Raw genomic sequence first — 24,961 nt, forward strand, 5'->3', positions numbered from 1 at the left:
GAGCTGTCAGACGAGGACGGCGAAGGCGTTGTCGACGATGGCGCGCAGTACCGCCCCGTCGGGGTTCGCCTTCCCTACGACCATGAGCCCCTGGCACGTCGCGACCAGCAGCCGGGCGCTGCCGCCCGGGTCCACCGAGGCGCGCACCTCGCCGGCGTCGCGAGCGTTGCGGAGGGCCGTGGCCATGCACTGCTCCAGGCGGGCCAGATGGCCGCGCACGACGGCGGCGGCCTCGTCGTCCTCGGCCGCGTTCTCGATCGCGGTGTTCACCAGCAGGCACCCCCGCCGGCCCTCCGGACTGAGCAGGTCGCTCACCAATCCGTCGAAATAGCCGCGCAGCTCGGCCAGGGAGGCGCCGGGCGCCGCCAGCTCGCCGAGCTTCTGAGGAACGACCAACGCGGAATAGCGCTCCAGCGACTTCAGGAACAGCGTGCGCTTGCCGCCGGGGAACGCGCTGTAGAGACTGCCGGGTTTCACCCCGGTCGCCTTCACGAGGTCCTCGATCGAGGTGGCCCGGTAGCCCTGCCACCAGAAACGCAGCATGGCCTGGTCCAGCACGGCGTCGGGCTCGAACTCGCGGGGTCGGGGCATGGCACAAAAATACATGAGCGACCATTCAAGAACAAGGGCGACGCCTCGCTCCCGCACGTGTCGCGGTCTCCGGCCGGGCGGACGGTCTGCGGGCGCCCGGACCACGGACGGGGGCTTGCCGGCCTCGGTCACCAACCCTGCATCAGCCGGCATCGGTTGGAGCTCGGCGGCCTTGCGGACGGAGCGGTCGTGCCGGTGCCCGTCCCGCAGCCCCGGTCGCCACCCCCGCCACCTGGACCTACGCTGGCCGTAGGGGAGGCGGCCATGGGCCGCCCTTTCGAGAGCACCGTGTCGCCGATGGCTCAGTCACCATCGCGCTCGCCGGCCGTTTCGCCCCCTCCCACGACGGTTGACGGTAGTGAACCATGCCGGCACTCTCCGCTGCTTCCGTGCGACCAGGGAGTCGCAATGACAAGACTTTCCCGTACGCGCCGTCGCGCCATCGCCATTGCGGCAACGCTGATGGCCGCAGGAATGATGCTGGGGGCGGGCGGGGCGGCCTCCGCCGCCGTCCCGGCCGGCCTTCCCGCCGAGGTCAGCCCCGCCGACCAGGCGGCCCTCCTGAGCGATACCAACGCGATACGCCAGACGGAAGGCGCCCCGCCCATGGCCTGGGACGCGGCTCTCGCCTCAGGCGCGCAGGCATGGGCCGACAACCCCGCCTCCCACGCCGGTGGGCTCGCGCACGACAAGGGCTTCAACAACGGAGCCGAGAACATGTCGGGCGCCGGACCGTCCCAGGCCGTCTCCCAGTGGGCCGGGGAGAAGGCCGCCTACGACGCGGCCGGCCCGAACTGGAACACCGACGACCCCAGCTACAGGAACTGGGGCCACTACTGGAACATGGTCCAGAAGAACTACTCGAAGATGGGATGCGGTGCCGCAGCCGGCGTGACCGTCTGCCGCTACGCCTGACCGGACCTGTACATGCCGCGAGGGGCGCTCTCCACCTGCCGCAACCGCCGTCCGTCCGGGCCGAGCTCCATCAAGAAGACCTCTCCCTCCTCGAACTCCGGCCTGCCCGTCTCCGTTGTCACCGGCTCCGCGTACGGTCTGCGCATGGTTGACCAGAGATCCCCGTCCCACTCGCTGCACGACTTCGCGACCTGGGAGCCCGTGCTGCGTCTCATGCTGACCGGCGACACGCAGAGGCGTGCCGCCCTGCCCGCCCGTGTGGCGGGACGGATCAGCCAGTACGGCTGGAGCCTCGCCCACCGGGGGGCCATGCCGACGGCGACGCGGATCGCGGTGGAGGGCATACAGAAGGCGCTCGGGCGCGGCGGGGTCCAGGAGAGGGAGATCGCCTTCAGGGCAGAGGTCCAGCCGGACGGAAGCACCGTGCTCGGCCTGGTCTGGCCCAGCCCGGCCGTGGAACCTGCCGTCGGCTACCCGGACCTGGGCGTACTCGTCCTGGTCGAGAGCGCCCTTCCCGAGCCATGGCGCCGGCTGCCCGCTCCGGCACCCGGGGCGCCGGCTGCTTCGGCAGACCTGGAACTGCTGGAGCGGACGCTCCGCGAGCGCCTGCCCGACGCCATCGGCGCGACGGAGGCGGAGATCGCCGCCACCGAAGCCCGCCTGGGAGTCACGCTGACGGACGAGTTCAAGGTGCTCTACCGGGTGACACGGGCGCGTTGGGAGGACTGGGACCACGAGTACCAGGACCAAGCCGACACGGCGGTCGGCTGCGAACTGGCCGCCATGGAGCACCTGTACAGCGTGGACGCCGAGGCCCGGCACCCGGGCTGGGACCTCGGGGCGACGCAGGCACCGTGCACCCCGCCCGATGCCGCGGTGCAGGCTCTGGCCGGCTCACCGGGCTGGATCGGCTTCGGAAGCAACGGTGGCGACGAGTACGCGGTCGACCTGACACCCGGCCCCGGCGGGCACACCGGGCAGATCATCCTCGTCGACCACGAGCAGAGCATCGGCGCCGAACTCGTCGCCGACTCCCTCACCGACTTCATCCTGGGCCGGACGAGGCAGGAAGGCCCTGCCCTCCGCACGGATGAGCCGCCGTCGGCGGCCACGGTCGGGGCGGGAGGCCTGGCAACCGTCCGGGCCGCCGCCCACCCTGACCTGGAAGTCCTGTCCATAGGCATGCCGGACGGCCCGCCGTTCAGCCTCGCCCCGCTCACCGGTCTGCCCCGGCTGCGGACCCTCTCCGCCTCCCCCGGCGCGCTGGCCGACCCCCTGGAGCTCACCGGAGTCACCGGCCTTGAGTTCCTGGAACTCGGTGCGCAGGAATGGCGCGTGCTCCTCGACGCCGGAGCCGTCCCGCGCAGTCTGAAGGCCGCGGCCATCGCGGTGCGGGATCAGGACCATCTCCCCGTCGTGGCCATCGCCAACGACCTCCTCGCCCTGTGGGACCGGCCCCGGATCGTCGAGACGATCCTCAAGGGGGATCTCGGCCCCGCGACATGACCAGCGGGCCACAAGGGTCCGGGTGAGCGACCTGGGCCTGCTCTGCAATGACCGGTCAGGAACGTCCGTCACCGGGATCCGGCTGCGACGGGCCCGTCGCTCGGCCAGACGGGTGGCCATGTACACAGCAGAAACGATCAAGCCTATGCCAGAGGCATACGCCGCGCACTTACCGTGGAACGGTGATTCCGCACTCGCCGGAAAGGCCGGCGGGACAAGAGAGCGGAGCGAGCCATGAGCGCGAACACGGGGCTGCCCAACGGTGTTGTAGTGGTCAGTCCCCCTGAGGGTTCACCCTGTCCGCCGAAGACCCTGGGCCTGTGGCGGCACTACAACTGCGGGGGCGAGGCATACGGAATCGGGGCCGGCCACCCGGTGGACCTCAAGCTCCTGCCCCTTCCCAACGGCGGCAGCATGCACAAGAACGTCTCGTCGTGGGTCAACAACACGGACAGCAACGCGAAGCTGATCAGCAAGAACGGCACGCTCACGCGCATCCTGAGGGCCGGCGACAAGCTCGAAGAGCCGAAGGAGCACAACGACACGGTGGAACGGGTCGAGTGGGAGCTCTGACTCCGGCCGGCTGACGTGTTGGGGTGGGCATCCGCAGCGGCGCCCGCCCCGCATCCGGCTGATCCGATGCGGATGAAACGGCAGGCAGCGCAGGCCCGGCCGAACCTCGACCCACTTCGCACACGTGAGCTCGTACGAGGAGTTCCTGACCGTGTTCGGCCAACCTGATCGCATGCACGAGAACGAGGCGTACGGCGACCTCATGAGCTACGAGACCTACTACTGGGGCGCTCGGAAGCATGTGACGTGGGACGTCTGGGAGAACCGGGTGGGCTTCATCAACCTGGGCGACTTCGAGGGGAACAACGGCCCCTGACAGCACACCTCGGTGCCGGAGGTCAACGGTTGCCGGAGCTCAGTCCCGGTACGCCGCTGTCGCGGTCTCGATGAAGGACCGGATCAACGGGTTGACGTCACCTTTGTTCCACACCGCCACCACTCGGCTCGGCGCCATGTCGATCAGCGGCACCACGGCCAGCTCCGCGTGCAGGTCGTCCCCGAGCGGGGCCAGGCCGACCGTGCCGTTCCACAGCACGGCCTGCAGGCATTCCCGGACGGTGCGTACCACCGGGCCCTCGCGCGACATGCCGCCGTTCCAGTAGGACTGCCAGACGGGGTCGGTCCCCTGCGGGAACTGGAACCAGCGGCGGTCGTTCAGGTCGGCCGGCCGTAGTCGGTCGTGCCGGGCCAGCGGATCGTCGGCGCGCAGGACCACCCCGACCGGATCCGCCCGCAGCTCACGCACCGTCAGGGCGGTCTCGTCGAACGGCGCCCGGGTCAGGGCGACATCGACCAGCCCGGTGCGCAGACCGCAGGTCGGGTCGGTCAGGTCGGTGTCGCGGATGCGGATGTCGATGCCGGGGTGGCGCCGGCGGTAGGCGGCCGCCAGCCTGAGTGCTGCCGGGTCGGTGCCGTCACCCAGGATGCCGACCGTGAGGGACGCGACGCCGGCCGCCGAGCTCACGCGCAGGCGGACGCGGTCGGCATGGTCGAGCAGTGCCCGCGCCTCGTCGAGCAGCACCGTACCGACCGGGGTGAGCCTGACGCCGGCGGCCGATCGCGCGAACAGCAGGGCCCCGACGTCGGCCTCCAACTGCTTGATCGCCCGGCTCAACGGCGGCTGGCTCATGTGCAGTCGGGTGGCCGCCCGGCCGAAGTGGAGTTCCTCGGCGACGGCCACGAAGTAGCGCAGGGTCCGTAGCTCCACGCTGCAACGATACCCACGGGATATCGGCGTTGCGGAACGGGTCTTGGACAGGCGTGGGGCCTTGGCCGTGCACTGGTGGGCATGACCGAAGAAACAAGGACCAGCGAACCGCAGGCCGGCCCCGCCGTATCGGTGGTCGGTCCCGGCGACGGCGAGACCATCCTCCTGGGCCCCACGCGCATGCGCATCCTTGAGGACGGCAGCCGTACCGGGCACCGCCTCGCGATCGCCGAGTCCGTTCTCGCCCCGCACACCCAGGGACCGCCGCAGCACCGTCATGCCGGCCACGACGAGGGCTTCTACGTCCTCTCCGGCACCGTGCGGTTCACCGTCGGGGACGAGGACCACGACGCTTCCACGGGCACGCTCGTGATCGTTCCGCCCGGCACCCCGCACACCTTCTCCAACCCGACCGACCGCCCCGCCGTCATGCTCAGCACGTTCACCCCGGATCTGTACGTGCAGTACTTCCGAGACCTTCAGGAGGTGCTTGCCACCGGCCGGCCGATGACGCCGCAGGCCGGCATGGACGCGATGGGCCGCTACGCGACCGAGCCCGCGACCGACTCCCCCTGAAGCCGACGGGAGGACCCGGCCGCGCTCCTCCCCCGACCGGCAGGCCGGGGCGCTCCTCCCGTCCCTCGGCGGCAGGGCCGGCCCGTCCGGGCACCGCCGGGCCTTCGCCCGGGGCTCCCCGGACCTTTCCGCCCATCAACGCAATCGACGCAATGAGCGCAATGGACGGGCTCCCGGGGAACCGGTGGCCCAGGAACGGGAATCATGAACACCGCCTATTGGATCGTCGCGGGACTGCTCGCCCTCTTCTACCTCTACGCGGGCTCGATGAAGGTGATCCGCAGCCGTGACCGACTCCGACCGATGATGGCCTGGGTCGACCGCGTGCCCCCGGCCGCCGTCAGGACGCTGGGGGCGGTCGAGATACTCGGTGCCTCCGGGCTGGTCCTGCCGCCGCTGACCGGCATCGCTCCCTGGTCGGCGTCGGCCGCGGCCATCGGGTTCGTACTCCTGCAGACGGGTGCGGTCGCCGTCCACCTGACCGGCGAAGACCGCTCGATCACACTCAACGTCGGGCTCATCGCCACGGCGGCCGTGACCATCTGGCTGGCCACCGCGCTGTGAGCGAGCACCGCCTCGACCGGTGGACCCGATCGGGAGCCGGCCCGTTGGACATTCTTCGGGCCGGAATCTGGACGACCTACCTGTAATCGCAAGAGGAACGCCAGCCACCCCGCGACCGAAGGTCGGCCCCGTGCGCGACGGCATGGAGCACCACGATCAGCGACGACGCGCCCGGCCGCTCACGGGGTGAGGTCCAGGATCCGGACGGGTCCTGCTCGGCCGGGGTCCGCGCGTACCCGTACCCGTACCCGCTGCGCGGTCGGGGCCGGTTCGGCCGCATCCGGTCGGAGAGCCACCGCACGTGGCCGGTCAGCGCTGGGCGGGGCCCGTCTGCTCGGCGTTCTCCAGCGTCTCGGCCAGGACCCGCCAGATCTCGGCGGCGAGGTCCATGTTCGAGGCGCGGCGGGCCTCCTCCCCCAGTTCCTTCAGCCGGGCGCGCCCCTCCTGCCGGCGGCCCTCGACGATCAGGAGCAGGCTGTCGAGCGTCTGCAGCCGGATCCGGTCGCGGTAGGTGAGCCGCAGGCTGTCGAAGTCGAGCCGGTCGTGGACGGCGCGGGCGTCCGCGTAGCGGCCCTCCTCGAACGCGAGGTGCGCCTGGAGCACCAGCAGTTCCTGTTGCTGGACCGGCGTGCCGATGATCGAGAGCGCCACCTCGGCCTGCGTCAGGCACGTGCGCGCCTTCCCGGTGAGGGCGGGCCTGGACTGCAGGTACAGCGAGGCCGCGGCGAGTCTCAGCCGGGCCCACAGAACGGGGTCGACGCGGCTGTCGAGCGCCTGCACGGCCTGCGCCAGGTAGGCGTGGACGGCCTCGTCGTCCCCTTGGCGGGAGCAGACGGTGGCCGCCGACCACAGGGCCTCGGCGCGCAGCGCGTCCGTCCCGCCCGCCACGAGTTCGACCAGTTCCTCGGCGTGTGACCGGGCCTCGGTCAGGCGGCCGGCCTCCGCCTCGGCCGACACCAGCGCCAGCAGGGCGGTCCCGGTGTCGGGGACGGAGAGGCCGGCGTCCCTGGCGACGCGGTACGCGCCCTCGGCGAGTTCGAGTGCGCGGGCCACCTGGCCCACCGAGCGCAGGCACCGGGCGAGCTGGGTGCCGGATCTGCACCGCAGCGCGGGGAGCGCGAGGTCATCGGCCACCTCGGCCAGCTCTTCCAGACACTCCTGTTCCTCGGCGCGCTCGCCCTGGCGGGCCCGGTACCGGGCGATCACCCACAGGGCCTGCCAGCGCAGCAGCGGGTCCTCCTCCGCCCCGGCGGTCGCGAGTACGTCGATGAGTTCCTCGACGGACTCGTCGCTGTCGGAGGAGGCGGCGATGCTCAGCGCCCGTGTCAGCGAGCTCCCGACGGAGACGGTGGCCGTGCCGGGCAGGGCGTCGAAGGCCAGGCGGTCCACGCCGAGCTGTTTGGCAAGGTGGGTGATCACGCGCTCGGTGGGGCGGCGCGCGCCCGACTCCAGGCGGGAGAGGTACCCCGTGGAGATCTCCTCGCCGGCCAGGGAGGCCTGGGAAAGGCCACGTTGCAGCCTCAAGGCCTTGAGGCGCGCGCCGAAGGACGACCCGTCTGTCATATGAGCCCTGCCATCAATTCTCGGAACCACAACCCTGTATCGCGCCCCCGACGCTCTGGTGCGCAGCGTAGCCCCCTCACCGCCCCTTGGCAAAGGTTTGCCTGACCTCTGGCACTGCACCTCCATCGAGGCTTGGCAATTTTTGGCAAGTTGACTTGCCGCAGGGACAGGGGCGATCTAGGTTGACCGGCGAGGCCGAACCGCTTCGAGCGGATGTCGAGCCGCCACCTCCACACTCTTCGATCCCGTGGCGCGGGATCCTCCGTTCGGAGCCGTTCATGCGCAGAAGCATCCCCGTCGCCTGCACCGCAGTGCCGCTCTCCGCAGCAGCCGCGGCCACCCTCACCCGCGGCGGCGGGGCCGGCGTCATCGGCCGGGTCTGACGGCACATGGCCAAGATGCACGCAGACGAAGCGGAGACCGACGAGGGCCTCGTCCGGCGGCTGCTGCGCGGACAGTTTCCCCGGTGGGCCGAGCTGCCGGTACGGCGCCTGGAGTCCGGTGGCACGGTCAACGCGATCTACCGCGTCGGCCCCGGGCTGACCGTCAGGCTGCCGCTCACCGCGGGCGGCGCCGGAACACTCGAACGGGAAGCCCACTGGCTGCCGCGGCTGGCGCCCCTGGTGCCCGTCCCGGTCCCGGAGGTCGCCGGGCTGGGCCGGGCCGCCGAGGGCTACCCGTGGGGGTGGGCCGTCCATCGGTGGATCGACGGCGAGGTGCTCGTCGAGGGCCGTACGGACGACCCCGGGCGGCTGGCCCGCGACCTCGCGGCGTTCGTCACGGCGCTGCGCGGGGCGGAGCTCGGCGCGGGGCCGCCGGCGCACCGGGGAAGACCCCTGGCCGCCGCCGACGCGGACACCCGTGCCGCGATCGAGGAACTGCGGCGCACGGACGAGCCGTTCGACGCCGGCGCGGCCCTCGCCGCGTGGGAGGAATCACTCGCCGCCCCCGGGTGGACGGGGGAGCCGCGGTGGATCCACTCGGACCTCATGCCGAGCAACCTGCTGGGCGCCGACGGCCGGCTGGCCGCCGTGATCGACTTCGGGACCGCCGGCCTCGGCGACCCCGCCGTCGACCTGATCCCGGCGTGGAACCTGCTGCCGGCCGCCGCGCGGCGGGTCTTCCGCGAGGCCGTGGACACCGACGACGCCACCTGGGCCCGCGGCCGCGGGTGGGCGCTGTCCATGGCCGTCATCCAACTGCCCTACTACCGCGGGACGAACCCGGTCATCTCCGCGAACGCCCGCTATGTGATCCGTCAGGTCCTGGGGGGCTGAGGCCGTGTCAGAGGGAGGGGGGCTCCTTGGGCGGCGGCAGGACTTCGGCGTTGGTCTCGCCGTACATGGCGACGGCGCCGAGGCCCCCTCCACGGAGCATCTGGTTGCCACATCGGGCAAGTTTGATTGCCAAGAATATTGACCGGCTAGGCAACATCCGTCACTCTTCCTGAACAGAGCTGCTCTACCGAGCCGCGTCGTCCTGATGGAGGTGTCCAGTGTGAAGATGCATGCCGACGAAGTGGACATCGACGAGGGGCTCGTGGAACGGCTGGTCGCGGCGCAGTTCCCGCAGTGGGCCGGGCTGCCGGTACGGGCGGTGCGTTCGGCCGGCACGGACCACGCCATGTACCGGCTGGGCGAGGACATGACCGTACGCCTGCCCCGCGTCCCCGATGCCGCGGGGCAGGTCGGCACCGAGCAGCGATGGCTGCCGCACCTCGCACCCCACCTGCCCCTGGACGTGCCCGTGCCGCTCGGGCACGGGGCGCCGGGCGAGGGGTACGCGTTCGCCTGGTCGGTGTACCGGTGGCTCGACGGGGAGAACCTCCACGACCGGCCCCTCGCCGAACGCGGACTCCACGACGCGGCCGCCGCACTGGGCCGCTTCCTCGCGGCGCTCCACCGCGTCGACACCACCGGGGCTCCGCGGTCGTTCCGCGGCGGTCGGGTGGACACCGCCGACGACGAGGTCCGCGCGGCGATCCGGGACCTGGGCGCCGACGGCACGCTCGACGCCGGGGCGGCTGCCTCGGCGTGGGAGGCGGCCGTACGCGCACCACAGTGGCGGGGCGCGCCCGTCTGGCTGCACGGCGACCTGTTGCCGGGAAACCTGCTGGGCCACCGGGGCCGGCTCACGTCGGTCATCGACTTCGGGCTCGTGGGCGTCGGTGACCCCGCCTGCGACATGATGGCGGCCTGGACCCTGCTGACCGCCGACACCCGCGAGGTGTTCCGCGAGGCGGTGGGCGTGGACGACGCGACGTGGGCGCGGGGGCGGGGCTGGGCCCTGCGCTTCGGGCTCACCGCGGAGCACCACTACCGCGGTCTCAACCCCGCCCTGGCGGCCGTCGGCCACCGCGCGGCGGCCGAGGCCGTCGCCGATCACCACCGCCCCTGACGTTCCCCTCCCCCACCGGTCGTCATTGATTTCTTTGAAATCAATGAGGCGGAGACCGACAATCGGCCGATCCGGGTTGGGCGGGGCCCGGCGGGATGCTCCGGGCTCGCTCGCCCATAAAGCAGGAGGGCATCGGGAGCGCAATGGGCGATATACGGAACGGAGGAATGCACGATGCGCAATACGGCCGGCCGTCACGGAATCAGTCGTAGGGGCATGCCTTCAACAAGTAAGTCAAGACTTACCTTTGGAGAACTTTGACCGTATGGTGTGGCTCGAATCGAAGGAGCCCCCTGTTGTCGACGTTAAATGATCCTGCTGTGCGTGCGGTTGAATCGGAGCGGGATTATGTGTCCTCCTTGTACGAGTTGCTCACCGAGCGGATTTCCGAGGCGCGAGTACACCGGGCGAGCGTGCTGAAGGCCCCGGCGGAAAGCGCCGGTGAGGCATACGAGAGAGAAATCGCCGCCGAGCGCCTGGCCAAGGAAATCGGCCGGCTGGAGGGCGCCGAAAAGGGGCTGGTCTTCGGCCGCATCGACCGGACGGACGGCACGGCCCTGCGCATCGGACGGATCGGACTGCATACGGAGGAGGATGACCTGCCTCTGCTCGTGGACTGGCGCGCGAACGCGGCGCGGCCCTTCTACGAGGCGACACCGGTCCACCCGATGGACCTGCGGCGGCGCCGGCACCTGCGCCTCGCGGAACGCACGGTCGTCTCGGTGAGCGACGAACTGCTGGACGGGAGCGCCCCGACCGACGAGGACGTCGTGGGGGACGGCCCGTTGACCGAGGCCCTGTCGGCACGGCGTACGGGCAGGATGCACGCGGCCGTCGCGACGCTGCAGGCCGAGCAGGACGAGGTCGTCCGCTCCGCCCACCGCGGGGTGACCGTGGTCCAGGGCGGGCCCGGCACCGGCAAGACGGTGGTCGCCCTCCACCGGGCGGCCTATGTCCTGTACGCGTTCCCGCGCGCCGCGGAGGAGGGTGTCCTGGTGGTGGGCCCGAACGCCCGGTTCCTCGACTACATCTCCCAGGTCCTTCCCTCACTCGGAGAGAACGACGTCGTTCTGGCGACCTGCCGGGAACTGGCCGGAGTGTCCACGGACACGGTGGACCCGTTCGACACCGCGCGTCTCAAGGGCAGCTCCGACCTCGCCGACGCCTTGGCCGGCCTCCTGCGCGTCCACCAAGCCCCCACCGGGGACTTCACCGTGCGGGTCGGACGGGAACTGGTTCACCTGTCCGACGGGGAAGTCGCCACGGCACGCGACGCCGCCGTGGCAGCCGCACCGGGGCACAACCCCGCGCGCCAGGTGTTCAGGGAGCTCTTGGTCGACGCCGTCACCGACGCGATGCAACGGGACATGGGCGACCTCCTGGAGCAGATCGACGCCGATGCCGAACGGATGACGGGCATGAACCTCGACCGGTTCACGGGAGCCGCCCAGCGCCGTGCCGAAGGCGCGGCCGACCCGGGTCCGGCCCACGAGCTGGACCTGGACGCCATCCGGGCCGATCTCCTCGACGACGCCGGCGTCGACCGGGCGGTCGAGGTGCTGTGGCCGCGGCTGGTACCCGGTGACCTCGTGAAGGCGCTCCTGACGGACGCCGACGCTCTCGCCGAGCTCCTGCCCCGCTGGACCGCGCAGGAGCGGTCCCTTCTCCTGCGCGGTCCGGACGACCCCTGGACCGATGCCGACGTGCCGTTGCTGGACGAGGCGGCGAGCCTGGTCGACGGTCCCCCCGAGCGGACGTACGGGCACGTCGTCGTCGACGAGGCGCAGGAACTGACCGCCATGCAGTGGCGGATGATCGTCCGGCGCTGCCCGGCGAGGGCGATGACGCTGGTGGGTGACTTCGCCCAGGCAGGCCCGGTCACGACGGCACGCGACTGGAAGGAGGCACTGAGCCCCCACGTCGGACCGCGGTTCAAACTGCACGACCTGACCATCAGCTACCGCACGACGCAGGAGATTCTGGAGAGCGTCCGGGACCTGCTCACGCGGATCGCCCCGGACCAGAAACCCACACGGTCGCTGCGAAGCGGCGAGAGCCCCCGCACCGTGACCACGTCTGCGGACGGGCTGGTCACCGCCGTCGTTGAGGAACTCCGCGCCCAGAGCACCGCGCACCCGGGCGAGCTTCTGGGGGTGGTCTGCGCGGACACCAGGGTGAGCGAGCTGATGGACCGGGGCATCGCTCACCACGCGCGCATCGTGCCGGCGTCCGAAGCACGCGGCCTGGAATTCGACGGGGTCGTCGTCATGGACCCCGAGGAGATCATCACGGCCCGCCCCGGTGGGGAAAGGGACCTGTACGTGGCCCTGACCCGGGCCACCAAGCGCCTGCGCACCATCACCGTCCAGCCCGCCTGACGACTCGGCGGCCGGCGGGCGGCCCGTCGGGGGCGGCCCGCCCGGTGCTACGCCGTTCTGGCCCCGGTGGCGGCTATCTTCCCCGCCCGGCTGCCTTGGGAGCGGGGGGTCTTCTCCCCCACCCGGCGCGGTTCGATGGTGCGGGGGTCGACCGCTTCGCCCGGGGCGCCCGCCTGGTAGAGGCCGTCGGGCTGGGCGTCGCGGTCGTGCGGGAGGAGGAAGAAGACACGGCGGAGCTGGAGGCCGCTGTCGGGGTCGGCTTCGGCGTGTTCGTCGAGTTCGGTGTAGCCGACCATGCGGCCGTCGCGGGCGTAGCGGGGCTTGCCGCGGCGGCGGGCGGTCTTGTCGAGGGCCTGGCGCACGTAGTCGAGTTGTTCGGGGTTCTCCAGCCACACCACGGTGTTCTCGTGGAGGAGGTCGCTCTCGTTCAGCAGCGAGCTCATGGCTGCGGCCCCTTTTCGTTGTCGGCGGCCGGGTGCGGGCCTGGGTGGGTCTGGCGGGCGGGGCCCCGGGTGAGGGGACCGAGTCCATCGTAGAGAGATGGGCGACCGGTGTGTAGGCAGCCTGGTCTAGACATATGAGGATTCCGGGTCGTCATCGGCCAGGAGTGCGAGTCCGGGGTAGTACTTCTTGCCGCTGGACTTCATCATGTCGGCCGGTGAGGCGAGGCCGAGTTCCTGACGCACGCGGGTGGCGAAGGCGCGGGCGGTGGCCGGCCGGATCCCCTCGCCCGCGTTGCACCATGCGCTGTAGGCGCCGTAGAGCAGACCCTGTTCGACCCTGAGGTCGCCGCCGCTCCGGGCGGGCTCGGTGGTGCAGCACTCGGCGAGGAAGCGGCCGATGTGGTCCTCCGTCGTCGCGTACGCCTGCGTGGCCACGCGGACGGAGGACGGTCCGGTGAGCGGGTCGCGGGTGCGCAGGTAGTGCTGGGCGCCTTCGACGAGCCAGTGCAGGATGCCGGGTCCCTCGCTGTCGACGAGTTCCTTCGCGAGGTTGTCGATCTTGCGGGCGGCGGGTACGACCCGTTCGAACGGGATGAGCCGGATCCGGCGCCAGAAGGCGTGCCCGCCCGAGGCCACCTCGGGGCGGTGATTGCCCAGCAGCCACAGCTTGTGCGTGGGGGTGAAGGAGAAGAAGTCCTGCCGCATGCGGCGCGCCATGATGCGGTCGCCGCCGGTCAGGAGCTTGACCCGGGACTCGTCGAACTTGTCGTTGGGCTTGAGCTCGCTGCACACCACGATGCGCCGGCCGTGGAGTTCGGTCAGCTCGGTGGAGTGCTCGGAGAACTTGCCCTTCTCCATCAGGAAGCCGGGCGGGGCCGCCTGCGCGTAGTCGCCGAGGATCTGGGTCATGACGTCCAGGAGGACGGACTTGCCGTTGGCGCCGGTGCCGTAGAGGAAGGGCAGGACCTGCGCGCCGACGTCCCCGGTGACGGAGTAGCCGAGCAGCAGGTGCAGGAACTGGATGGTCTCCGCGCCCTTGGCGTCGTCGCCGAAGGTGTCGGTCAGGAAGCGGTGCCAGCGCGGGGTCTCGGTGGCCTCGGGGGCGACGCTGGTGGCGCGCGAGTGCATGTCGCGCTCGGGGTCGGGCTTGCGGATCCGGCCGGTGTGCAGGTCCACGACGCCGGACGGGGTGCACAGGACGTAGGGGTCGCCGTCCAGGACGTCGGGATCGAGGGCGAGGGCGGGCGAGGCCTTCGCCTGGGTGAGCATCGCCTTGATGCCCGGGGTCGACATCGAGCGGCGCCGGTGCAGGAGCAGTTCGCGGTCGCTGAACAGCCCGGTCGGGTCGGAGGCCGGCATCTGCTCCGCCATGTCCCCCGCCGCCCACACCGCGGCCTTCTCTCCCCCGGTGCGCTTCCAGCGGTACTGGCTCCAGTGGTACCAGCCCAGGCCCTCGACGTGACGGAACTGGTCGCCGTACATCACCGCGAACAGCTTCGCGTTCCCGCGGTCGCTGAGCAGACCCGGCAGCTGCCCCGACTGGCGGGCCTGCTCGTGCACCGTGACGGTGCCCTGCTGTGCGGGCAGGTTCGGGGCGGGCAGGTGGCCTTCGAGGTCGAGCATCTGCTGGGCGGCGGCAGTGGCGTCGAAACGCGGACCGTCGGCGCTGCTCATGGGCGTCCTTTGAGGTGGAGCGGCCGGTGGAGACCGGCGGACAGGGCAGAGTTGATGATGGCGAGGCTACGGTGGCTCTGGTGCGGGCGGGCTTCGTCGGCTGCCGCGGTCAGGAGCTCCCGGGCCTCCGCGTCGGTGAGGTGGCCCGCGGCGACGAGGCCTCCGGCGGTGTAGGCGGCCCGGTTGAGCTTCTCGGTGAAGCTCGCTCCCTGCGGGACGGCGGCGCATCCGTGGACCTCGGCCAGCAAGGGCTCCAGGAGGCGGTGGGCGCCCGTGCCGTCGGGCCTGGGGACGGGGCGGGACGCCGCCGCCGTCGTAGTGGTGGTGGCGGTGGTGGTGGTGGCGGAACGGGCCCGGCCATCGTCGACGAGGTGTCCGGTCCGGGTCAGTTCGGCGGCCAGCCAGTCAGGGAGCGGTGCCGGAAGCCGGGCCGGCCCGACGGGGTCGTACGTACCGGCCGGGGTACGGGTGGCGGGGGCCACGATGTAGCCGCCGACGGCCCGTACGTCGACCTGCCAGGCAAGGGCCACCTTGGGGCTGGAGCCCGTGGAGGAGCGGTAGCGCATCCCGGGTTCGGTGACCCGGTACCAGATGTGGAGGCCGCCGGAGGGGGTCCTGACCCGCAGGGTCGACTCGTCCTGCACAGGGTTCGCCCGGCTGCGGTAGGCGGCGAGCAGGGCCAGGGTGTCGAAGCCGGAGGCCAGGCCGTCCAGGTTGACGCCCTGGTGGATGGCGATGCCGGGCAGGAGGCGGTCTCGTTCGGGCACTTCGGCACTGTGCGCGTCGACGTCGAGGACCACCAGCCCCGCGGGACCGCAGGAGACGCCGACACCGAAGGACGCCTGCTCTCCCCACCAGGCCCTGAGGCGGGCGCTGTCGGTGGTGGCCGCGTGGAAGCCGTGGCACCACTTGCCCGCTGCCGTGCAGGGGCAGGCCTGCGGGGGGTGGGTGTGCTCGCGGCAGGCCGCGCAGTTGGCCGCCGGCGTCTTGCGGCCGGGCGCCAGAGGATGCACGGGCCAGCCCTGTGCGGCGCACCACACGGCGACATCGAAGGGACTGATGGTCCCCGATGACGCTGCTCTGGTGGTGTCGCCCTGGCCTGGCACTCGGATCGTCCTTGTCGAGGGACCCAACAGTTGGTTCGATCCCTGAGGCAAAAGCACTGGTCAAAGGGCCATCACAGCTCAGGGAGGGACTGAAGGGACCGAGTTTTCGAATGAGGCCCTGAGCCTACCTCAGGAGACGGTGCTCCTCGTCGCGTTGTATCGGTTTTTCAGTCCCTTCGGTCCCTTGGACGTCAGCACCCATCAGGGTCCCCCAGCAGGGCGCCGGCCACCGCAGGTTTCCCACCCCGGGCGTGTCGCCTTCCGGGCAGCCGGAGGCGGCTACCGGGGGCAGGGACTCTCGGGAGGGACCCAGCGTTTTGGTCCCTCTTCGGTCCCTCACAGAAAAGCCCAGGTCAACGGCCTGCAGGTGCCGCAAGAGGGACTGAAGGGACTGAGAAGTCCTAGTTATCAGCGCTCCAGCGTTTTAGGGGTCTTGTTACGCGCGTACGCATACACACGCACGCGTAATCAGTGGAACAGGAAAGTTCGGTCCCTTCAGTCCCTCCGGTCCCTTGCCGCCGCCTGCGGGAAGGCTTTGACCTGCAGTTTTAGGAGCAGGGTCGCTGAGGGACTGAAGCCCAGGGGGGACTGACGAGTCCTTCGGTCCCTCCTGGACCCCGCCTCTCCGCTCCCCACCACACAAACGTGTGAGGGTTTTTGGGCTGCCGCGTGCCGGGGCCCGGCCGATACAGTGGGTCCCGACCGTTACTCAGGCGCGGAAGGCCCTCCACCCAGGTGGAGGGCCTTCCGTCTTGCGGGGGCAGACCCGGTCACGTCACTGCCGGACCGGGTCTGCACACCGCTTACTGGGATCAGGCTGCGCCGGAGCCCCGAAGGGCCGGAACCGATGGCCCAGGCCGATGTCGTTGCTACGACCGGACAGGACGCACCACGCAAGGCACTCTTCTCTGACGCAAGGCGTCCCAGAAGCGTCCCAGGGCCCCGCCAGGGGGCCGCAGGCCCGGCGGGGGCACCCGCTCAGTCCAACCGCATGGCTACGCCCATATCCGCACGCCCCGCGGCCATCTCCGTACCCGTCTGCCCGTCCGGCCCGTGGCCCCGGGCTTCGGTCACCGCCCCGGCCCCACCCGTGTCGTCGGCTGGAGCCTGTCTGGTGGGTCGTGGTGCAGGTGATGTGCCGAGGGTCAGTGCAGGTCCACCTGGAACGCATGACGGTGGTCGGCGGGGCAGGTGAAGATGCGCAGGTCTCCGTAGCGGCCGACGGTGACCTGTGTCTCGTCGTCGCTGGCGGCGGTGAACAGGAGTGTCATGGCCGTGCCGCAGTCCCCGCAGGGAATGACCGTCGGGTGCGTCAGGTGCCAGGTCGGCCAGCCGCCGAGTTTCCAGCCGGCGAGGCGGGTGATGACGTCACCGCCGGCGCCTGTTTCGCGGACCAGTTCCTCAAGCCGCGGACGTAGTTCTGCCGGTAGCTCCTCACGGAAAGGAAAGTCGGTCACGGGTTCGGAGGTGAGGACGCACGCTCGTGGCAGGTAGCCGTCCTCGTCATACCTCGAGGGCGACGGCGGCGTCGTCAATGGCGCGGTCACGTCAGCAGTCCGACGCCATCGCAGCTCTAGCACAGGGCTGGCGTCGGCCTGCTGGACCGGAGGGTCCCAGTGTTCATTGGGGCACCAAAGGACCTGCAAGAGGTCGATGCCGGCGGGCCACCAGGGTCCCGGTGCGTCACACCGGAAGATCTGCGCGACCGGGACCATGGCCGTGGCAGGCATGCCGAGAGGGTTGTTCTCGTCGGGCAAGGAGCACTCGGGCCACGGTTCGTCCCCCGGCCACAGCAACGGCCCGCCAATCGAGGTGTTCCGGCAGTCCGGTTCTGCCCGCGCGGGATGGAGTATGACTGCATCGCGCGCGTGCGGAGCGAGTTCGGGAAGCGCGGCGAGTATCGTTTCGAGCGTTGGCCTGGGGGTGCGGGTCATCATGCTTCCGGTCAGTTGGTCGTAGATCGCTCGCAGCGTATCGGCCGGCTGTGGCGCCCCTCGGCATCGGCATCGGCCTACACGACACGCAAGGCCGTGTCCCACGTTCTGTCCGCCGACCAGCGCCCATGCCTGTCGTAGGCGGTTTTCCAGCTGCCGAAGCGCGTGGGCAGGTCATGCCTGGGGCACTGGTCCGGAGCCTGAAAAGGCCCCGTGCATGACGGTCCGGTGGTCACCGGCCACCTCTGCCAACTGCCATCGGCAGATGCCCTTCCAGACGAGACCACTCACGTCTCTTGGCCGTAGACCAAGAGACGGTGGCCATCTGGGTCTCACCCGCGGGGGCTGCCCCTATGCCATGTCCTCATGTGCGGCGTGTACGAAGAAGACGGCCTGCACCGATCCCGGCCCGGGCTTGGCATCAAGCTTCTGAACGGGTGACGCCCGAAGCCAGGGATCCGTCATGCTGGCCCCTTACGTCACGTACGCCTTGGGGGACCCATGCGAGACCGCATCACCGTCACAGCATCGATGAGCGCGATGCTCGTCCTCTCCGCGCTTACCGCCTGCAGCGCTCCTGCCACCTCGGTGTCGTCCAAGGCTCCCACTACGCCCGCTGCCACCGGGACTGCGTCCGTTCCCGGCGCGTCTGCGCCCGCGCCCGCGCCGACGCGGGCCAAGACGCGCTTCGCGGTCGGTGAGGTCGCCGAGTTCGCCGACGTCTCCTCCAAGTTCACCGTCGCGGTCTTGGCCTACACCCAGCCCGCGGAGGGCCCCCAGCCTCCCGACCGGGCGACGCTGGGCGGTGATGTCTGGGCAACCGTCGAGGTCAAGGTGTGCAATACGGAGGGCAAGACCTTCTCCGTCAGCCAGTTCCCGTGGTCGCTCGCCTACGAGGACGGCACGCGCATCAAGGTCACCGGCCTCAACGGCGGCGACCTTCCCAAGCCGGAGTTCCCGACCGTCGGGGAGGCCGTCAAGCAGGGTGACTGCGTCCGCGGCAAGATCCCCTACCCCGTACCGGGCGACAAGCGGCCGGCGCGCATCGTGTACGCACCCGAGTCGCTCCAGGAGCCCCTCGACTGGGTCGTCCCGGCCGGCTGAGGCGAAGGCGGCAGGCCCGCACCGGAGACACGGTCGGCTCGTGCGGTGCCGTACAGCTGGGCATGCCCGGGGCCTGGCGAATATAATGACCGAACCATTCTGTTACTCAGGCGCGGAAGGCCCCCCACCTCGGTGGGGGGCCTTCCGTCTTTTCAGGGCCAGGGCCAGGGCCGGAACCAGGGCGGCCGGACGCCGTCAGGCGACCTGCAGCTTCGGACGGCCGGTCGGGGTCGGCGGCGTCTGCTGGTACGCCGGCAGCTTCAGGTTGGGCAGGTCCCCCGCCTGGATGCGGACGAGAGTCGCGCGGAACGCCGCCTCCATGTCCTGCGGGCTCTCGTACTTCGCCGCGAGAGGGTGCAGCCGGTACGAGTTGCCGTTGCGCTCTCCGCTGCGCGGCCTGAGGACGATGTTCAGGTCGCACAGGGGCGCCATGAGCCCGCTGACGGCCTGCGGCGTGACCCCGTACTCCGCCGCCATGTCCTTCTGCCGCACCGGGAGTGCTCCCCCGAAGTCGCTGCGGGAGACGAGGTACTGGAGGAACTTGACGGCGGACCCGGACAACGGCAGGGCCCAGATGCGCTCCGCGATGATCGGAGACATGACGTTAGCCATGGGAGAGCCTTCCTCGTGAGCGGGTGCCCGCGAAGGGGCATGGCAGAACTATCACCCGGTACGCCTCCGTCCGCGAAGGGCGGGTTCGACCTCGTACCCGAAGTCGAGGTCAAGCTCCTCCTGATGAGCGCCTACGGGGCCTACCGCGTACGGGAAGGCTTCCACATCGCGCTCGTGCCGGTCGGAGATCTCGGCAAGAACCTCGTGCTGGGCCGTGCTGTTGCCGTGGAACCACAACCGGACGTTGATCTGGATACGACCGTTGCCGGCCTTCTCCACCCAGTTGTAGCCGCACAGGGCTTGGACAGCTCGGTTGACCGTGGACCGCGTGATCATCTTGCCGCCCTTCTGAGCGGCGATCTTGTTCAGTCCGTCCGTGATCTCCTGCTGCGTGTACGGGGTGATGCCGGTCCCCGGCACCTGTCCTCCGGCCACGAAGAGGAAGACGCACAGCTGCGATTTGGTGATGCTGTTCGCGACGGCCAGCTGCGCCAGCAGCTGCGTGAACCAGTTGCTGGCCAGGCTGTATCCGGCTCCCCCGGCCATGTCGTGTACGGCGCGGGGGTCGGCCGCGTACTCGAAGTGGACTCCCTTGAGCCGACGTCGGCCTCCGGGATCGGTGGCCTCGGCCACCTTCTCCCCGAGCTGCTGGCCCAGGACCGCCAGGATGTCTCCGTACTCGGCTTCGCTTCCCGCGGCGGTGGGGGCGGGTACCGGCCGGGGCCCGCGCCGACGACGGGCGGGCGGATCAGATGTCACAGGACCTCCTTGTTACTCAGGCGGTCCGAGACTATCCAGAAAATCAACGTGTGCTTGTCTTTTGACGCCCCGGCGCGCCGGACGGGGCCCCCTGGCACGCCCCTGTTCGAACGCGGCGCCAAAAGTACACACCACGTGAAGTTTTTCTGCGCCCAAGCGCCGGAAGTCCACGGCTGCTTGATTTCGCGTGTCGTGATGACGGCACATAGTTGTGGAGCGCATGCATGTTTTTCGGGACCTGGCGCCTGCGGCCCGACTCGCTGACCTGCGGTGTTTCCAGGCCTGTTGGTGCCGTCAAAAAATCAAGTGGTGCTTGATTTTTCCGCAAAATGTGCTCGCCAGGTATACATTTCGGAACCCCAAATGTGTCCTGGGGGACACATAGGGTGCGACAAACATGCAGGTCAGAGGCCTGTAGACGCGGCGTCCTCTTATTAAAGAGCAACTGTCACCGTGGGCTCTGACGACCCGTTCGGGGCTGTTCTGTAGGCAGCGCCAGCCCTTGGGCCGCAGGTCAAAGGGTGCGTGAGCAGTCGATGCGGCACCGCTGTCGCCCCCCGGGCACCTTGGTCAGGTCACCTGGAAGTCCACGAGGCCTTTACTTTTCGTGCTTACTCCGAATCCAGGCGTCTGCCGAGGGGGTCTGCGGCACGAGTCGCCCATGCTGTGGCTTCAGTTGACCCTGCTCGAACCCGCACCACCGAATGCGAGGCCCGACGCGCGGCTTGCCGAACGAGTACCGCCAGTGGCCACCTTCACCACCTCCGGCCTCAGCCACGCTTCCATGTTCCACACCACATCCCCCACGCGGTCGCCGACGGCGACCAGCCACCCCGGCGGGGCACCGCAAGCCCGCCAGGGCTGAGGAGCTACCGACCCCAGGCGTGGGAGTAACCCCGGTCGGCGGCAATCCGTCCGCCTTGCGCGGAGGGGTGAGCGTGAGCTGGTCTGCCGGCCAAGGCGGGAGTCTTGGCAGACCCTCGGCGGCCGACAAGAACTGTCACCGGCCTTCCGGCATCCGGACATCCAGCCAATTTTGAGCAAAGCGACCGAAAATCGGCCATCAGAAACAGGCCCCAGAGGGCCGAACTCAACTGACCCGGTGTGATGTGACCTTCCCTCACCTTCGGAGCCGTCAGCGGGCCGTACAGCGGTTTTTCACCCTTGAGAAGCAGTTGTACATGGCTCAGGAAGTCGCCTCAGCGGTCCAGTCGGACTGATTCCGACTCGTCGGCGACTCGTCCCGGCTCGCGGCGCCACGGACCAGCCGTCCGCTCTGCATCGGGCGGCCCGGCCGTACGCCCAGTGCCGCGGTTCGAGTCCGTGCCATGGCACTGGGCTGCGGGGTGCTGGGGCAATTCCCGCGCTTTCGACAGGGACTCGGTGCAACAGGTCGTGCGCTCCCTCGGGCCGGCCCGCCGCGTGCCGACCCAACTCGCGCCTGACGTGGCAGCGGAGTTGGTAGCTGGACCGGACCGGACACCGTTCTGGTGGAAGACGTCGCGGAGCGGCTGGCCCTTTCGCTGCGGCCGGACGACGGTGCAGACGCCGACCAGCCACTGCCGGACCATCTGGAGAGCTGGCTCGCGGTACGTGCGACCGTCCCGTGGCAAGAGGTCCAGAACAGGGATACGGGCGGACCGGTCATCCCGTCGTGCGACGGCGCGGCGCAGGACATCCGTTCCATCGACGCTGCCGTGGACCCCTCGCGCGCAGAAGGTCTGCTCGCCGCTCTGAAACTGGCGCGGGCAGACGCGGAGCGCGGTGCCCGGCTCGACTTCGAACTGCTCCGCGGCTGGCAGCAGCACGTTCTGGACGCTCCGCTGGCACCGCCGTTCCGCAGCCTGCCCGCCTTCGCGAAGGAGGGCAGGGAACGCTATGGCATCGGCCCGGAGGCCCGAGCCCGTCTCGATGCGTGCCCGGCCGAGAGCGGAGCCGACGCAGGCCCGCCCCTCCCCCTGACCGTCCGTGCCGCACGTGCCCATCTCGACGTCTGCTTCTTCCACCTCTTCGACGACGGCAACGCGCGCTCCGCCTTCCTCGCGCTCGTCTTCGTCCTCGCCCGAGAGAGCGTCGCGCTGGACGACGTCCGCCTGATCCGCCACGTCACCTTCCACGCGGGCAACCCCCAGGACGCCCTCATCCTCGCCGGGTATATCGACCTCCATCTCGTGGAGACCCGCAGCAAGGCCTTCTCCCTCGGTTCGTAGTCGCTGTCCGGGATCGCTGCCGGGGGGCCGGCCGGACGGGGGGTGGACCCGGTCTCCCACCGCTTCAGGGGCCGGGAGCTATGCGCCTGACGGTGGTCTGGGCGTGTAGGTAACCGCTCCGACTCCAGGGCAACTCGGGCATAGCCGGGCAAGATTCTTCGGTGTGCCTCTTCGCCTTCCCCCGAGAAGGTTAGTAAGGTACCCGCATGACCGCTCCATACGATCCGGAAGTCAGGGAAAAGGTAGTTGCCAAGCTGCCGGCGTCCCTGCGGCAGGAACTCAAAGTCCGTGCAGCCCAGTTGGGCGTGGACATCCAGGACGCCGTGACCGAGGGGGTGCGCTCATGGCGCGCCGATGCCTCGGCGGCAACCCCCGTGGACACCTCGGGCGCCTCGTCGTTCTCCACCTACCTCCCCACCGGCCTGTACGGGGAGTTCAAGGACGACTGCCGCGCGCGTGAGATCCCGTACAACCAGGGCCTCGCCCAGTCCATCCGGCTCTGGCTCGACACCCACCCCTCCCCCGTCGGCCGCCGCCGCCCCGCGAACGAGGGCGCCCGCCGGATCGTGGTCTGCAACCAGAAGGGCGGTGTCGGCAAGAGCGCCATCAGCAACGGCGTCTCCCAGGCCCTGGCCGAGACCGGCGCCCGGGTCTGTGTCATCGACTTCGACCCGCAGGGGCACCTGACGCGTCACCTCGGCGCCGACATGCTCTCCATCAAGGAGCCCAGCCTCGCCAAGCACATGCTGGGCGAGATCGAAGGCCGCGTCCGCGACCTCCTCGTCCCCATCGAGCACGGGGTGTTCGCCGGGCGCCTCTTCCTCCTGCCCTCCTGCAAGGACGCCTTCCTCCTCGACGCCCGCCTGGCCACCACCCGGCACGTCCGCACCAAGGAGACCGCCCTGGAGAAGGCGCTGGAGGAACTGGAGAAGGAGTTCGACTACATCGTCGTCGACTGCCCGCCCAGCCTCGGCTACACCATGGACACCGCGCTCTACTACGCGCGTACCCGTGACGGCGAGGCCATGAAGACCTCCGGCATCATCGTCCCCGTCCAGGCCGAGGACACCTCCGCCGACGCGTACGACATGCTCACCGAGCAGCTTGAGGACCTCATCGACGACCTCGACATCGAGATCGCCCAGCTCGGTTTCGTCGTCAACCTCTACGACAGCCGCAAGGGTTACGTCGTGACCTCCTCCCTCAACAGTTGGAAGGAGTTCGGCGACCCGCCGGTCATCACGGTCATCGCCGACCTCAAGGAGCAGCGTGAGGCCGTGCGTGTGAAGCTGCCCCTGCTGCACTACGCACCCGACTGCGAGCAGTCCGAGGCCATGCGCGAGATCGCCCGGAGGATCGCGGCATGAGCAAGAGCGACCTCCTGGGTACCGGCGCCGCCTTCAGCAACGCCCGCCGTGCCGGCGGCCGCAGCGAGCGGGGCCGGGCCAAGGCCATAGCGCAGGGCGACGTACCGTCGTACGAGCTGATCCGGCTCCCCCTCGACCAGGTCTCCCCCAGCCCCCTCAACCCCCGCCGGAACTTCGGCACCGACGAGGACAAGACCCGTTTCGGCGAGGAACTGCGTCAGGCGCAGCTGTCCGCCTGTGTCGTCACCACTCGCAGCGCCTATCTCGCCCTGTGGCCGGACCACGCCTCCCGGATCGGGTCGGCGACCCACGTCCTCATCAACGGTGAGCGCCGATTCCGCAGCGCCCTGCACGTGGGGCTGGAGTCCCTCGACTTCGTCGTACGCGACGACCTCGCCGCGTCCCGGACCGACTTCATCGACCACCTCCTGGCCGAGAACCTGGAGCGCGAGGACTTCGACGTCATCGAGCGCGCGCGTGGTGTGCAGCAGCTGGTGGAGTCCTGTGCCGAGGAGGGCCGAGAGCACGGAGCCAAGTCCCGCGCGGCGGAGCGGCTCGGGCGCTCGCCGTCCTGGGTCACCAACCAGCTGGTGCTGCTGGAACTGCCCGAAGAGATCCAGATCCGGCTCAGCTCCGGCGAACTGCCCGAGCGCGACGGTCGCCTCCTGGCCCGTGCGGCGAAGGACCGGCCGGGTGTCGGCGCGGCCGAGCTCCTCGGCTTCCTGCAGCAGAACAAGCAGCAGGAGGCCGAGGCGAAGGCGGCGCAGCGGGAGATCCTGCGGAGCGCCCAGGAGCACGTGGCGGACCAGACCGGGGGAGTGCCGCAGCCGCCGGAGCCGGCTGCGGAGGCGCCCCGACTTTTGTCCGCGGACAAAAGTCGGGACCCCGAGCCCCAGCTGCCGGTGCGTGAGGAGCCCTCTGCTCCGGTCGCCGAACGGGTTGCTGAAGCCCCGCTTCCAGCGCCGGTTCTTCCTCCCGCTTCCGCACCCGCTCCCGCTCCCGCTCCGGAGCCGGTTCAGCCGGTTCAGCCGGTTCAGTCGGTCGAGAGCGAGTACGCGGACGAGCGCGAGCCGGAGGGTGTGATTCCTTCCCAGACCCGGACCACGGACACGCCGTCGGTCTTGTGGCAGGACCCGAGGGCGATGTACGAGGCGATCTGGGCCAACATGTCGCCGAAGCACCGGGCAGAGCTGACGATGCTCCTGATCGAGAACAACCGGCGAGGCTAGTTCCCGTCGACCCCTGCCAGGGCCCCACCGCACTTAGCGGTGGGGCCCGACTTTTGTCCGCGGACAAAAGTCGGGCCCCCGGAAGGAGGGCCCGGGGGAGTGAGGTGAGCCGGCGACGACTGGAGCTGCTGGACTTCGCAGTGCGGGACGGCCTCGGCCTTCCGGGCCGGGCTTCATCGAATACCTCCTCGCGGAAGGTCTGCTGGAACTCCCCGAGGAGATTGCGACGACGCTCAGCGCGGGGGAGCTGCCG

General features: G+C 70.1%; 22 protein-coding genes and 1 pseudogene. 13 read left to right on the plus strand and 10 right to left on the minus strand.

Features of this window, described 5'->3' with window-relative positions; genetic code table 11:
- Window positions 1-6 precede the first annotated feature (6 nt).
- Complete coding sequence (locus OG295_RS37825; RefSeq protein WP_371681467.1) at window positions 7-591, minus strand: TetR/AcrR family transcriptional regulator; 585 nt, start codon at window positions 589-591, stop codon at window positions 7-9.
- Between the two features lie 408 nt (window positions 592-999).
- Here OG295_RS37825 and OG295_RS37830 point away from each other — a divergent pair, with 408 nt between their 5' ends.
- The 4 genes from OG295_RS37830 to OG295_RS37845 all read left to right on the plus strand — a co-directional run bounded on the left by OG295_RS37830 (window position 1,000) and on the right by OG295_RS37845 (window position 3,901).
- Window positions 1,000-1,506: a CAP domain-containing protein gene (locus OG295_RS37830; RefSeq protein ID WP_331738031.1), complete on the plus strand. Its 507-nt coding sequence runs from the start codon at window positions 1,000-1,002 to the stop codon at window positions 1,504-1,506.
- Between the two features lie 144 nt (window positions 1,507-1,650).
- Complete coding sequence (locus tag OG295_RS37835; RefSeq protein ID WP_331738033.1) at window positions 1,651-3,012, plus strand: SMI1/KNR4 family protein; 1,362 nt, start codon at window positions 1,651-1,653, stop codon at window positions 3,010-3,012.
- Window positions 3,013-3,246: 234 nt separating this feature from the next.
- Complete coding sequence (locus OG295_RS37840; RefSeq protein WP_331738035.1) at window positions 3,247-3,585, plus strand: peptidase inhibitor family I36 protein; 339 nt, start codon at window positions 3,247-3,249, stop codon at window positions 3,583-3,585.
- Between the two features lie 172 nt (window positions 3,586-3,757).
- Window positions 3,758-3,901, plus strand: coding sequence for a hypothetical protein (locus tag OG295_RS37845; protein ID WP_371681468.1), 144 nt, complete (start codon window positions 3,758-3,760; stop codon window positions 3,899-3,901).
- A 39-nt stretch (window positions 3,902-3,940) separates the two neighbouring features.
- Here OG295_RS37845 and OG295_RS37850 read toward each other — a convergent pair whose 3' ends face one another.
- Window positions 3,941-4,792, minus strand: a complete 852-nt coding sequence (locus OG295_RS37850) for a LysR substrate-binding domain-containing protein (RefSeq protein WP_331738039.1) — start codon at window positions 4,790-4,792, stop codon at window positions 3,941-3,943.
- Window positions 4,793-4,873: 81 nt separating this feature from the next.
- On the opposite strand from OG295_RS37850, the gene OG295_RS37855 reads away from it, so the two are divergent.
- The gene (locus OG295_RS37855) at window positions 4,874-5,368 is read left to right on the plus strand and encodes a cupin domain-containing protein (protein WP_331738040.1); all 495 of its coding nucleotides are present in this window, start codon (window positions 4,874-4,876) and stop codon (window positions 5,366-5,368) included.
- 204 nt (window positions 5,369-5,572) lie between these two features.
- Window positions 5,573-5,932 (plus strand): DoxX family protein, encoded by a 360-nt coding sequence (locus OG295_RS37860; RefSeq protein WP_331738041.1) that lies wholly within the window; start codon window positions 5,573-5,575, stop codon window positions 5,930-5,932.
- 309 nt (window positions 5,933-6,241) lie between these two features.
- Here the strand turns inward: OG295_RS37860 and OG295_RS37865 are convergent, their stop codons facing one another.
- A complete protein-coding gene (locus OG295_RS37865; RefSeq protein ID WP_331738042.1) occupies window positions 6,242-7,495 on the minus strand; it encodes a helix-turn-helix domain-containing protein in 1,254 nt (417 codons plus the stop codon).
- A 398-nt stretch (window positions 7,496-7,893) separates the two neighbouring features.
- Here OG295_RS37865 and OG295_RS37870 point away from each other — a divergent pair, with 398 nt between their 5' ends.
- From OG295_RS37870 to OG295_RS37880, 3 genes are all read left to right on the plus strand, one after another.
- Window positions 7,894-8,772, plus strand: coding sequence for an aminoglycoside phosphotransferase family protein (locus OG295_RS37870; RefSeq protein WP_371681469.1), 879 nt, complete (start codon window positions 7,894-7,896; stop codon window positions 8,770-8,772).
- A 226-nt stretch (window positions 8,773-8,998) separates the two neighbouring features.
- Window positions 8,999-9,892: an aminoglycoside phosphotransferase family protein gene (locus tag OG295_RS37875; protein ID WP_331738045.1), complete on the plus strand. Its 894-nt coding sequence runs from the start codon at window positions 8,999-9,001 to the stop codon at window positions 9,890-9,892.
- A gap of 350 nt (window positions 9,893-10,242) precedes the next feature.
- Window positions 10,243-12,270 carry an ATP-dependent DNA helicase gene (locus OG295_RS37880; RefSeq protein ID WP_331738046.1) on the plus strand — a complete coding sequence of 676 codons (2,028 nt, stop codon included), beginning with the start codon at window positions 10,243-10,245 and terminating at the stop codon, window positions 12,268-12,270.
- A gap of 47 nt (window positions 12,271-12,317) precedes the next feature.
- Here OG295_RS37880 and OG295_RS37885 read toward each other — a convergent pair whose 3' ends face one another.
- The 5 genes and pseudogenes from OG295_RS37885 to OG295_RS37905 all read right to left on the minus strand — a co-directional run.
- The gene (locus OG295_RS37885) at window positions 12,318-12,713 is read right to left on the minus strand and encodes a DUF6009 family protein (protein ID WP_266846447.1); all 396 of its coding nucleotides are present in this window, start codon (window positions 12,711-12,713) and stop codon (window positions 12,318-12,320) included.
- 126 nt (window positions 12,714-12,839) lie between these two features.
- On the minus strand, window positions 12,840-14,387 hold the full coding sequence (locus OG295_RS37890) for a phage/plasmid primase, P4 family (protein WP_331738047.1): 1,548 nt from the start codon (window positions 14,385-14,387) through the stop codon (window positions 12,840-12,842).
- A complete protein-coding gene (locus OG295_RS37895; RefSeq protein ID WP_331738048.1) occupies window positions 14,384-15,400 on the minus strand; it encodes a bifunctional DNA primase/polymerase in 1,017 nt (338 codons plus the stop codon). Before OG295_RS37895 ends, OG295_RS37890 begins: the two co-directional genes overlap by 4 nt.
- A 1,238-nt stretch (window positions 15,401-16,638) precedes the next feature.
- Window positions 16,639-17,430: a hypothetical protein gene (locus OG295_RS37900; RefSeq protein WP_331738049.1), complete on the minus strand. Its 792-nt coding sequence runs from the start codon at window positions 17,428-17,430 to the stop codon at window positions 16,639-16,641.
- A 77-nt stretch (window positions 17,431-17,507) separates the two neighbouring features.
- A pseudogene (locus OG295_RS37905) lies at window positions 17,508-17,752 on the minus strand (transposase); the annotation flags it as partial.
- A gap of 176 nt (window positions 17,753-17,928) precedes the next feature.
- Here OG295_RS37905 and OG295_RS37910 point away from each other — a divergent pair.
- Window positions 17,929-18,531 carry a DUF4352 domain-containing protein gene (locus OG295_RS37910; protein ID WP_331738050.1) on the plus strand — a complete coding sequence of 201 codons (603 nt, stop codon included), beginning with the start codon at window positions 17,929-17,931 and terminating at the stop codon, window positions 18,529-18,531.
- A gap of 195 nt (window positions 18,532-18,726) precedes the next feature.
- On the opposite strand, the gene OG295_RS37915 is transcribed toward OG295_RS37910, so the two are convergent.
- Together OG295_RS37915 and OG295_RS37920 are read right to left on the minus strand one after the other, a co-directional pair.
- On the minus strand, window positions 18,727-19,143 hold the full coding sequence (locus OG295_RS37915; protein ID WP_331738051.1) for a hypothetical protein: 417 nt from the start codon (window positions 19,141-19,143) through the stop codon (window positions 18,727-18,729).
- Window positions 19,144-19,194: 51 nt separating this feature from the next.
- A complete protein-coding gene (locus OG295_RS37920; RefSeq protein ID WP_331738052.1) occupies window positions 19,195-19,902 on the minus strand; it encodes a hypothetical protein in 708 nt (235 codons plus the stop codon).
- A gap of 1,490 nt (window positions 19,903-21,392) precedes the next feature.
- Between OG295_RS37920 and OG295_RS37925 the strand changes: the two genes are divergently transcribed.
- From OG295_RS37925 to OG295_RS37935, 3 genes are all read left to right on the plus strand, one after another.
- The gene (locus OG295_RS37925; RefSeq protein WP_331738053.1) at window positions 21,393-22,112 is read left to right on the plus strand and encodes a hypothetical protein; all 720 of its coding nucleotides are present in this window, start codon (window positions 21,393-21,395) and stop codon (window positions 22,110-22,112) included.
- A 206-nt stretch (window positions 22,113-22,318) separates the two neighbouring features.
- A complete protein-coding gene (locus tag OG295_RS37930; RefSeq protein ID WP_331738054.1) occupies window positions 22,319-23,479 on the plus strand; it encodes a ParA family protein in 1,161 nt (386 codons plus the stop codon).
- On the plus strand, window positions 23,476-24,708 hold the full coding sequence (locus OG295_RS37935; RefSeq protein WP_331738055.1) for a ParB/RepB/Spo0J family partition protein: 1,233 nt from the start codon (window positions 23,476-23,478) through the stop codon (window positions 24,706-24,708). The genes OG295_RS37930 and OG295_RS37935 overlap by 4 nt, the downstream gene beginning before the upstream one ends.
- The last annotated feature ends 253 nt before the right edge of the window (window positions 24,709-24,961 follow it).

The organism is Streptomyces sp. NBC_01276 (assembly GCF_041435355.1).
Classification (GTDB): domain Bacteria; phylum Actinomycetota; class Actinomycetes; order Streptomycetales; family Streptomycetaceae; genus Streptomyces.